Source organism: Anaeroplasma sp. (assembly GCF_034179385.1).
Lineage (GTDB): Bacteria > Bacillota_I > Bacilli_A > Acholeplasmatales > Anaeroplasmataceae > Anaeroplasma.
The window spans coordinates 1-10,786 of the sequence record NZ_JAXFPY010000002.1; the positions used below are offsets into that span (position 1 = coordinate 1).

At 34.6% G+C, this 10,786-nt stretch carries 11 protein-coding genes; all 11 read right to left on the bottom strand.

What is annotated here, in order from left to right; genetic code table 11:
- Window positions 1–241: 241 nt before the first annotated feature.
- Entirely contained in the window at window positions 242–940 is a 699-nt protein-coding gene (locus SPJ17_RS00020) for an RNA methyltransferase (RefSeq protein ID WP_321091477.1), read from the bottom strand.
- 45 nt (window positions 941–985) lie between these two features.
- Window positions 986–2,395 (bottom strand): Fe-S cluster assembly protein SufB, encoded by a 1,410-nt coding sequence (gene sufB, locus SPJ17_RS00025; protein WP_321091480.1) that lies wholly within the window; start codon window positions 2,393–2,395, stop codon window positions 986–988.
- Window positions 2,382–2,825: a Fe-S cluster assembly sulfur transfer protein SufU gene (locus SPJ17_RS00030; protein ID WP_321091483.1), complete on the bottom strand. Its 444-nt coding sequence runs from the start codon at window positions 2,823–2,825 to the stop codon at window positions 2,382–2,384. Before SPJ17_RS00030 ends, sufB begins: the two co-directional genes overlap by 14 nt.
- 11 nt (window positions 2,826–2,836) lie before the next feature.
- Entirely contained in the window at window positions 2,837–4,042 is a 1,206-nt protein-coding gene (locus tag SPJ17_RS00035; RefSeq protein WP_321091485.1) for a SufS family cysteine desulfurase, read from the bottom strand.
- Between the two features lie 2 nt (window positions 4,043–4,044).
- Window positions 4,045–4,836 (bottom strand): SufD family Fe-S cluster assembly protein, encoded by a 792-nt coding sequence (locus tag SPJ17_RS00040; RefSeq protein ID WP_321091487.1) that lies wholly within the window; start codon window positions 4,834–4,836, stop codon window positions 4,045–4,047.
- Window positions 4,836–5,663 carry a Fe-S cluster assembly ATPase SufC gene (sufC, locus tag SPJ17_RS00045; protein WP_321091490.1) on the bottom strand — a complete coding sequence of 276 codons (828 nt, stop codon included), beginning with the start codon at window positions 5,661–5,663 and terminating at the stop codon, window positions 4,836–4,838. The genes SPJ17_RS00040 and sufC overlap by 1 nt, the downstream gene beginning before the upstream one ends.
- 131 nt (window positions 5,664–5,794) lie before the next feature.
- The gene (gene leuS / locus SPJ17_RS00050) at window positions 5,795–8,224 is read right to left on the bottom strand and encodes a leucine--tRNA ligase (protein WP_321091492.1); all 2,430 of its coding nucleotides are present in this window, start codon (window positions 8,222–8,224) and stop codon (window positions 5,795–5,797) included.
- Between the two features lie 131 nt (window positions 8,225–8,355).
- Window positions 8,356–8,754: a hypothetical protein gene (locus SPJ17_RS00055; RefSeq protein WP_321091494.1), complete on the bottom strand. Its 399-nt coding sequence runs from the start codon at window positions 8,752–8,754 to the stop codon at window positions 8,356–8,358.
- Window positions 8,751–9,212 (bottom strand): CinA family protein, encoded by a 462-nt coding sequence (locus SPJ17_RS00060; RefSeq protein ID WP_321091497.1) that lies wholly within the window; start codon window positions 9,210–9,212, stop codon window positions 8,751–8,753. Before SPJ17_RS00060 ends, SPJ17_RS00055 begins: the two co-directional genes overlap by 4 nt.
- Window positions 9,213–9,240: 28 nt before the next feature.
- Window positions 9,241–9,720 carry a 23S rRNA (pseudouridine(1915)-N(3))-methyltransferase RlmH gene (gene rlmH, locus SPJ17_RS00065; protein ID WP_321091500.1) on the bottom strand — a complete coding sequence of 160 codons (480 nt, stop codon included), beginning with the start codon at window positions 9,718–9,720 and terminating at the stop codon, window positions 9,241–9,243.
- The gene (locus tag SPJ17_RS00070; RefSeq protein ID WP_321091503.1) at window positions 9,717–10,556 is read right to left on the bottom strand and encodes an MBL fold metallo-hydrolase; all 840 of its coding nucleotides are present in this window, start codon (window positions 10,554–10,556) and stop codon (window positions 9,717–9,719) included. Before SPJ17_RS00070 ends, rlmH begins: the two co-directional genes overlap by 4 nt.
- Window positions 10,557–10,786 lie beyond the last annotated feature (230 nt).

The following is a 10,786-nucleotide window of genomic DNA, read 5'->3' on the forward strand; positions in this document are numbered from 1 at the left end:
GTTACAAATCCCATTGAGTAATAGAGTTAAATAATTCTTCTTTCTTTTAATTAACTCCTTGAAATAATAATCGGTTAGACCGATGGCCTCTAATCTTTCTTTCATTTTTTAATCCTCTTTTCTATTTATTTTTTGATTAGCTTCTTTGCACTCATTAAATAAATAGTCAAAATCTCAAAAAAATTTTCACGATTATAAAAAAACTATAAAAAAGTTATAAAACTAATTTACAGTATATAGATCATCTTAAATAATACATCAATATTCCTCCGGCAACAGAAACATTTAAGGATTCTGTATCTTCCATTGGTATATAAATGTTCTTTTCAATTACACTTGAAGTCTCTTTGGAGATTCCATTTCCCTCATTGCCAAGTACAATACCAAGATGCCCTTCATTCATTACATCTTCCATTGGAATTCCATTAACTACATTCGTTCCATAAATCTTATATTCCTTATGAGATGATATGAAATCCTTTATATTTGATGTAATAAAATTTAGTTTAAATATTGCACCCTGACTCGATCTTATAACCTTATCGTTATAAATATCTACACAGCCTTCGCCTAAAATAATAGTATCAAATCCAAATGCTTTAGCACTTCGCATAAGCGCACCCATATTTCCTGGGTCCTGTACTCCATCTAAAAGTAATAGCTTATTAGATAATTCCTTTTTATCGAGCATTTTACATAATCCTATTTCAGACACAAGTGTATTTGTATTGGCGATTTTTTTCATTATGGATGGGGTCACTTGAATATAGCCTTCCTTTTCTTCAATCGAATAGGCTTCAATTAAAACATTTTGTTTTTTTGCTTCATCTACTAAATGCTTACCCTCAACGATAAATTTTTGTTCTTGCTTTCTTTCCTTAGCCTTACTAAGGCTAGATAAATATTTAATTTTTGGGTTATCTAAGGATGTAATGATCATATTCCCTCCATGGACTTAAAAAATCGGGTTTCCCCGATTTTTATTTTAACCTTGTGCGTCTGTCATTTCAAGTTTAATTAATCTATTAAGCTCAACAGCATATTCCATTGGCAATTCCTTACTGAATGGTTCAATAAAACCCATGACAATCATTTCTGTTGCTTCTGCTTCCGTTAAGCCTCTACTCATTAGATAGAATAATTGCTCCTCATTTACCTTAGAAACGGTTGCCTCATGCTCAATATACATATCCCCATTCTTACCACTATTCGTTGGAATAGTATCGGATGTAGATAGGTCATCTAGAATTAAGGTATCGCATTCAACGTGAGATCTTGCACCAAGTGCCTTAGGTCCACAAGAAACCATACCACGGTAATTTACCTTTCCTCCGCCTCTACAAATGGATTTAGAGATAATCGTGGATGTTGAATTCTCCCCTAAATGAATCATCTTAGCGCCAGTATCCTGTAGCTGTCCTTTTGCAGCGAAGGCAATCGATACCGTAGTACCCTTTGCACCCTTACCCTTAAGCACACAGGCAGGATATTTCATATTTAATCCTGAACCAACATTACCATCAATCCATTCCATATGACCATAATCATCTACTAGGGTTCTCTTTGTAACTAAATTAACAATGTTGTTTGACCAGTTTTGTACAGTAGAATATCTACAGTGTGCTCTTTTTTTAACATATATTTCTACAACTGCAGCATGTAAGGAATCCTTAGAATATAGAGGCGCTGTACAGCCCTCTACATAATGAATATCACTATCATCCTCAACGATAATTAGGGTTCTTTCAAATTGTCCCATTCTTTCAGAATTAATTCTAAAATAGGATTGTACTGGCTTTTGAAGCTTTACTCCCTTAGGGACATAAATAAAGGATCCACCACTCCATACAGCACTATTTAATGCTGCATATTTATTATCCGTATACGGAACGATTTTACCAAAATATTCTTTAACTAAATCCGGATATAGTCTCACTGCTGTATCTGTATCACAGAAGATTACACCTAAATCCTCTAATTCCTTTAAATTATTATGGTATACAACCTCTGATTCAAATTGAGTAGATGAACCAGCTAAATAATTTCTTTCTGCCTCAGGAATACCAAGCTTGTCAAAGGTATCTCTAATTTCCTTAGGAACATCTTCCCATTTTGTACCCTGCTCATGAACAGATTTAATATAGTAGGTATACTCTTGGAAATCAATATCAGATAAATCTGGTCCCCAGCTTGGGTTATCAAGCTTTAGAAAAGCATCATATGCAGCCAAACGGAATTCCTTCATCCATTTTGGCTCATGCTTAGCATCCGAAATAAATTCAACAACCTCACGGTTTAAGCCCTTACCACTGGTTAAAACTGGAGTTGTTTCTGTTGTAAAGCCATATTTGTAATCTCCAACAATTTCTAAAGCTTCTTCTTTATTTGTTGCCATTATTTGTCACCTCATTTATTGCCTGTTCAACAGCCTTCCAAGATAGGGTGGCACACTTAATTCTTGCAGGGAAATCTCTAACGCCCATATAGGCTATAGCCTCACCTAATTCCTCTTCATATTTAGGGTCTTCACCCTTGACCATATCGAAGAAATCTTGGCATAGTGCTAATGCCTCATCAACCTTTCTTCCTGTAATTACCTCACTCATGACAGAAGCACTTGAGCAGCAAATGCTACATCCATGTCCATCATGATGAACCTCTTTTACTATACCATCCTCTACCTTTATTTCTACATTCATATCATCCCCACAGGATGGGTTATTTAAATGCACGAAATGATAGTCGTCTGTTTTCTTTAAACCTTTGTTCTTTGGATTTTTATAATTATCCATAATAACGGTTCTATACAAAGTGTTTAAATCCATAATACATCCTCCTAAAACTGTCCAAAGAAATCCTTTGCATCCTTGACAGCTTTAACAAATTCCTTAACATCCTCTTCTGTATTATACAAATAGAAGGACGCTCTTAGGGTACCAATAGTACCTAAATGACGCGTGATGAGCTGTGCACAGTGATGACCAGCACGTATACATACCTTATCATTATCAAATACAGATGCAGCATCATGTGGATGAACTCCATCAATATTAAAGGAAATTATTCCTGTCTCACAATCCGGATTATATACTGTAATTCCTGGGATCTTTTTTAATTCCTCTACGGCTAAATTCTTTAAATAATATTCATGCTTACCTATATTATCTAAGCCTATAGAATTTAAGTATTCGCATGCCCTCGCAAGGCCAATGGCCGATGAAATCATTGGAGTTCCTGTTTCAAACTTATAAGGTGAATTCTTAAAAGTCATTTCCTGCTCATAAACCGTATCTGCCATATCTCCACCAAATTCCACAGGAGGCATTTTTTCTAATAATTCCTTTTTACCATATAAAATACCAATTCCTGTAGGACCACATAGCTTATGTCCTGAGAAGGATAGAAAATCACAATCTAAATCCTTAACATCAACAACCATATGAGGTACAGATTGTGCACCATCCAAAGAAACAACAGCCCCTACCTCGTGGGCAAGCTGAATAATTTCTTTAATTGGGGTGATGTAACCCATAACATTCGATACATGAGTAATAGCTACAACCTTTGTTTTTTCCGTTAAAACACTTTTGAATGCTTCAACAGTAATTCTTCCATCCTTATCTAGTGGAACATATTTTAATGTAGCCTTCTTCATCTTACATACATTCATCCAAGGCATATGGCTAGAATGATGCTCTAAAGGAGTTGTAATTACCTCATCTCCTTCTTCAATAAAAGACATACCATAGCTTTGTGCTACTAAATTTAAGGATGCACTTGCACCTCTTGTAAATACGATCTCATCAAAGCTTGCATTAATAAATTTTGCAATGACCTCTCTTGCTTCTTCGTATAAGTCTGTAGCCTGATAGGATAGTCCATATACACCTCTATGTACATTTACACCTAATCTTCTATAATAATCATCTACTGCATCAATTACACAATCTGGCTTTAATGCCATTGCAGCAGAATCTAAGTATGCAAGATTTGGATTGCTTCTTAAAACTGGGAAATCATTTCTAATTTTTAAAATATCCATAGTTATTCCCCTATTCTTGCCATAATCTCTTTTTCCATGGATTCCTTTAATTCCTCGTTTGGAATGGAATCAATAAATGGACGTACAATACCCTCTAAAATAAGCAAGAAAGCTTGCTTCTTGGTTAATCCTCTACTCATTAAATAGAATAAATCCTCATCACTCATTTTACCAATGGATGCACCATGATTTGCGAAGCAATCATATTCATCAATTAATAAAATAGGCTTTGCTGTAATAGAGGATATATTATCCATTACAACACCACGAGATAGCTGAGCACATTTGGATTTAGACATACCCTTATCAATTTTACCTGTAGTATCAAACACTAAATTTGACCCATTCATCGCAACACCAACATTCTTGATGTTAGAATATGTAGATAGAGCCTTATGATCAATTCTTTGTGTATATGTAGAGGATACCTCTTTTAAAATACTTAGATTTTTTACATTTGCTTGTGCATTCTCATTTAATAAATGAATAAACAAAGATTCTTCTGTAGCAGAAATAGAAATTTCTACTACGTTTAATTCTCCATGAATGTCAAAGCATCTTTTCGATGATTGACTATTTAAAACATAATATGTAATGGATGAATCCTTTAAGCCCTCCATATGAATCGTACAATTCTTTGTTTTATCTAGGAATTTTGCATTTATTCCATCTAAAACAACGATATCCATATCCTGGTCAATAATATAGATTTCATCCTTTGTATCCTTAATATAATATTTCTTATCCTCTGCTTGACCCAACGCAGAGATTAGAACGAATTCTTGATTTGCCATTATGCTTTTTTGCTGGTATTTCTAGCGCAGGAGCCAAGAAGTACATGGGTCTTTTTCTCTTCTTCCTCTCCAAAATCCTCAATACCAAGCTCTTCTTTTACCCAGTCATAGCCTTCTGCATCAATCTTAGAAATTAGCTCTGGGCCACCAGTTTTTACAATTCTACCATGAATCATAATATGAACGTAATCTGGCTTAATATAGTCTAATAATCTTTCATAATGTGTAATAAGTAAGCATCCAAAGGATTCGTTTACCATGCTATAAACATTCTCACCTACAATACGTAGGGCATCAACGTCAAGTCCTGAGTCTATTTCATCTAAAATTGCAAATTTTGGCTTTAGCATCTTCATTTGAAGAATTTCATTTCTCTTCTTTTCTCCACCACTGAAGCCTTCATTTAAATATCTATGAGCTAAATCCGATGGCATCTTAAGCTCCATACATGCCTTATCATATTCCTTAATGAACTTGAATAAGGATGGATTTACACCTGTTGTTGCCTTCATCGCAGCACGAATAAAATCAGAATTTGTAACTCCAGATACCTCTGCTGGATATTGATATGCTAAAAATAATCCCTTTCTAGCACGCTCATCTACCTGTAGCGGTAATAAATTTTCTCCATTTAATAGGATTTCTCCTCCAGTAATTTGATATTTTGGAGAACCCATGATACATGAGGAAAGTGTAGATTTACCTGTACCGTTAGGTCCCATGATTGCATGGACCTCTCCTGTACGAATGGTTAAATCCACTCCCTTTAAGATTTCCTTTTCCTCAACTCTGGCACATAAGCCTTTAATTTCTAATACGTCACTCATTGCTCTACCTGACTTTCTTCAATAAATTTACATAGATAGATTCCTCTACCAAACAAATTATATACATTTCTAAACGTTACAAAATGGAAAAACAAAATCCTGCTTTTCCATTTTGTAATCTTACTTATTCTTTACTTTATAACAAAATTGATAATCTTCTTAGGAACAATAATCTTTTTAACAATCGTATGTCCCTCAAGATATTTTTGAACCTTTTCGCTCTTCAAAGCTAAAGCCTCAAGCTCCTCACTTGTCGCATCAACAGAGGCTAAAATCGTATCTCTTAGCTTACCATTAACACTTACAGGGTAATTCATAGTTGTATCCACCATTAATGATTCATCATATGTAGGCCAAGCCTCATATGCAATCGTATCCTTGTGTCCTAGGGCAGCCCATAATTCCTCACCTAAATGTGGACATACAGGGTTAATTAGCTTTACTAAGCCTTCAAGATATGGAATATATAGCTTATCTGCCTTATATGCATCATTTACGAATACCATCATTGCAGAAATAGCTGTATTAAAGCCTAATGCTTCGAAATCATCCGTTACCTTTTTTACCATCTTATTATAGGATTTCTCTAAGGATTTATCATATTCCTTTGTCTGCTTTGCTACATATTCATCACTACAAATTAAGCGGTATACTCTTTCTATGAACTTTCTTGCGCCCTCAACACCATTAGGGTTCCAAGGCTTTGATGCCTCAAGTGGTCCCATGAACATTTCATATAAACGAAGTGTATCTGCACCATAATCTCTAACGATATCCGATGGGTTGATAACATATTTAGGGAATCTCTTACCCATCTTAATACCATTTTCACCTAAGATCATACCTTGGTGAACGAGCTTTTGGAATGGTTCCTTTGTAGGAGCAATACCCTTTTCATAAAGGTATCTATTCCAAATTCTAGAATAAATTAAGTGTCCAACCGCATGTTCTGGTCCACCAATATATAAATCCACTGGCATCCAATGCTTTAATAATTCCTTGTTGGCAAGCTCCTTATCATTTTTTGGATCAATGTATCTTAAATAATACCAAGAGGATCCTGCAGAACCAGGCATAGTAGATGTTTCTCTTAAGCCCTTAATTCCGTTTTTGTCATAATGCTTCCATTCACTAGCATTTTCAAGTGGTGCCTTACCATTTCTACCCTTGTAATCATCAAGCTCTGGTAATACAAGAGGTAATTCCTCATCTGGTAATACATATACACCATTTTCTGTATGCACTACTGGTACTGGCTCACCCCAATATCTTTGACGAGCGAAGATCCATTCGCGGAAGCGGTAATTTGCAACTCTTCTTGCTCTACCCATTTCCTCAAGCTTCTTTGTAATACCCTCTTTGGCATCCATAACCGTATAGCCATCAAATTCACAAGAATTGATTAATCTTGCCTCAGGGTTTTCTAAATAATCCTGCTTTTCATAGGCAGCCTGACTTACATCCCTACCAGTAATTACCTGAATCATAGGAATATTATGTGCTACTGCATATTCAAAATCTCTTTGGTCATGGCTTGGTACGGCCATTACAGCACCTGTACCATAGGATGCTAATACGAAATCGCCAATGAAAATAGGAACTTCCTTGCCATTTACTGGGTTAATACATGTAACACCCTTTAAAAGGCATCCGGTCTTACCCTTATTTAATTCTGTACGGTCAAGCTCACTCTTGCTTGCGGTTTCCTTAATATAGGCATTAACCTCATCCTTGTTTTGGATTCTATCCATTAAATCCTGAACAATTTGTCCTTCTGGAGCAAGTACCATAAATGTAATACCATAGATTGTTTCAATACATGTTGTAAAGATAGAGAACTTTCCACCACCAACAATATCGAAATCAACCTCAACACCCATGGACTTACCAATCCAGTTTCTTTGCATTTCCTTTGTGGATTCTGGCCAATCGATTGTATCTAAGCCCTCAAGAAGCTTTTCGGCGAAGGCAGGCTGATCAATTACCCATTGCTTCATATTCTTACGAACAACAGGGAAGCCTCCTCTTTCACTCTTACCATCGATAACCTCATCATTCGATAATACTGTGCCTAATTCTTCACACCAGTTCACTGGCATATCAATATATTTTGCATAGCCATCTAAATATAAATTTTTAAAAATCCATTGCGTCCAATGATAGAAGGATGGATCCGATGTCGAAATACATTTATCCCAATCATAATCAAAGCCTAATTCCTTAAGCTGCTTAGTGAATGTTTCAATATTCTTTACTGTAAATCCCTCAGGATGATTACCCGTTTGAATAGCATATTGCTCTGCAGGAAGACCAAAGGAATCATATCCCATTGGGTGTAATACATTATAGCCCTGCATTCTTTTCATTCTAGAGATTATATCTGTTGCTGTATATCCCTCAGGATGTCCTGCATGAAGACCAACTCCAGATGGATATGGGAACATATCAAGAACATAAAATTTTGGCTTAGAAAAATCCCATACATCTGTTTTGAATGTATGATTCTCCTCCCAATACTTTTGCCACTTCTTTTCAATTTCCAAATGATTGTATTCTTTCATATTAATACCTCTCTTCCAAAGGTGGCGCATAAACGCTTTTAATATTTTATCACAAACAATTCTATTTTTATAGTAAAATCTAAAAAAACATAGTTACAATTTCAAAATAAAAGAGGGAATTATATTCCCTCCTACTTCTTTTGCCCTATCATCACTGGTTTTTGAGGGCTTAGTTTATGGTTGATAATCGTAAGGACTGTAACACTTGCCACCAAAAGTAGTCCATATACTATCCAGTATATGACTCTTCCCTCTTGATATTTATCCACATATTTTAAAACATAATATCCTAAAACACCAATGGCAACTATAGTTGCATAAATCGCCCCAGTTAATCTTTTAATCTCATAACGATTTAACACCTTAACAAGAAGCAAAATTATATTTAAAAAGCCAAAGGACATCGTCGCAATTAATGTACCCATAAAAGACCAATATTCCATCTTAAAAAATACCGTAAAAAAGATAACGGATGCTAAAAATAATCCCATTAAGGAAAACCATATAATATCTATTATTCTTTTACTCATAAAAGCTCATTTAACCTCTTAAACACATAATCTGTTGCAGCTTCTCTTACATTATTTCTACCAATATTTCCAAACTGAATTTTTTCGCCAAAAAGTGCTCCATTAATATAAAATCCAAAGCACACTGTGCCCAAAGGAATCAAATCAGATCCCCCAGTAGGCCCTGCAACTCCAGTGACGCCAACGCCTATAGAGGCTTCTGTATTTAATGCAACACCATAAGCCATTTCTTTAGCTACCTCTATAGATACCACATCATATTTTTCAATTGTATCAAAGGATACTCCAAGATATTTATTTTTAGCCTCGTTTGAATAAGTAACAAAGGAGGCATTTAATACCTTAGATGCGTTTGAAACGTTGATTATTCTTGCTGCACATAATCCTCCTGTACAGGATTCTGCAAAGGCAATATGATACTTCTTTTCGATTAATTTTAAAACGACCTCTTCTTCCATAATTACCCCCAAGGTAATAGCATAGCTATTATTTATGATATGTTTCGTTATTATTTATCTTAAACGCTCTATAAATTTGTTCTAATAAAATGACCTGCATGAGCTGATGCGGAAAAGTCATTTTAGAAAAGCAAAGCTTATAATCTACTTTATCTAAAACATCCTTAGAAATTCCTAAGGATCCACCAATAATAAAGGATATATTTGCGTTATGATAGGAGAATATATCAAGCATCTTTTCTGCTAGGTCTATACTCGATAGCATTTCACCCTTTAAATCTAGGGCAATCTTATAGGAATTCGAAGGTAAAACCTTTAAAATTCTTTCTCCTTCCTTATTCTTAATTGCCTCAATTTCCTTATCACTTGGAGAATCATGAATTGCCTCATCAGAAACCTTTAAGAATTCAACCTTTGTGTATTTGCCTAATCTTTTTGTATATTCCTTAATCGCATCAATCAAATACTTTTCTTTGATATTTCCAACACTTACAATATATATTTTCATATTTCATAATCCCCACTAAAGAATGGCTTTAAAATACCAAATTTTACATTCGATGTATCAATACCAAAATCATTAAATACCTTTTCTCTTGTAAGCTCAATAATCTCCGTTAAATTACATTCCTTTGATACATGAGCATGTAAAATAAGCTTAGTCTTATTTCCAATAACATTACATAGGGTAATCATAGAATCCTCATTCGACATATGGCCATGGTCCCCTAAAACTCGAATTTTTAAGGAATATGGTCTTTCCGAATGCATTAATATTTCAGGATCGTGATTCGATTCTAATATATATGCCTCAGCATTTGCTATTTCTTGATAAATTGCCTGATGAACATAGCCAGTATCTGTAATATAAACAAGCTTTTTCTCATCGTTATAGAAGGAAAAGCCAATACATTCCTTTGCATCGTGAAATAAAGGTAAAACCTGAATCTTTAAATCTTTTTCAATATAGAAAGGATATAGCATAGAATTTGCTAATCTTTCGATTAATATTAATGAGCCATTCTTCTTTTTCTCCTCAAGTAAGGCTAAGATCTTTTCCTTACCTGGTCTATTAAACATTTCAATAACTCCATAGTAGGTACCTAAGGACATATAGATTTTTAAATGGCATTCCTTAAGCATTTGAGGTAATGCTCTTATATGATCTACATGCTCATGAGTTATAAATAAACAGGCTATATCGCCTAAGGTTAGCCCATATCTAGAAAGATTATCTAGAATTTGCTTCCTAGTAATTCCTGCATCAATCAATATATTTATACCCTTTGTTCTAAGTAAAGTACAGTTCCCATCAGAACCACTAGAAAACACGCTAAATTCCATATTCTACCTCCACCGGAGGACATTATAACATAACTATTCTTTTCTTAAAAGAAAAAGAAATGAAAATGTCTATTATTTTAATCCATTTTCAATTTTATAATTTCATTGCATTTTAAATCCATAAATGATATGATATTATTTGCATTAGTTTAATTTTTTAGATAAAGGAGTATGAATGACAATGACAAAGAAAACATTGCGCAGAGCGGTTACTGCTTCCCTTGCTAGCG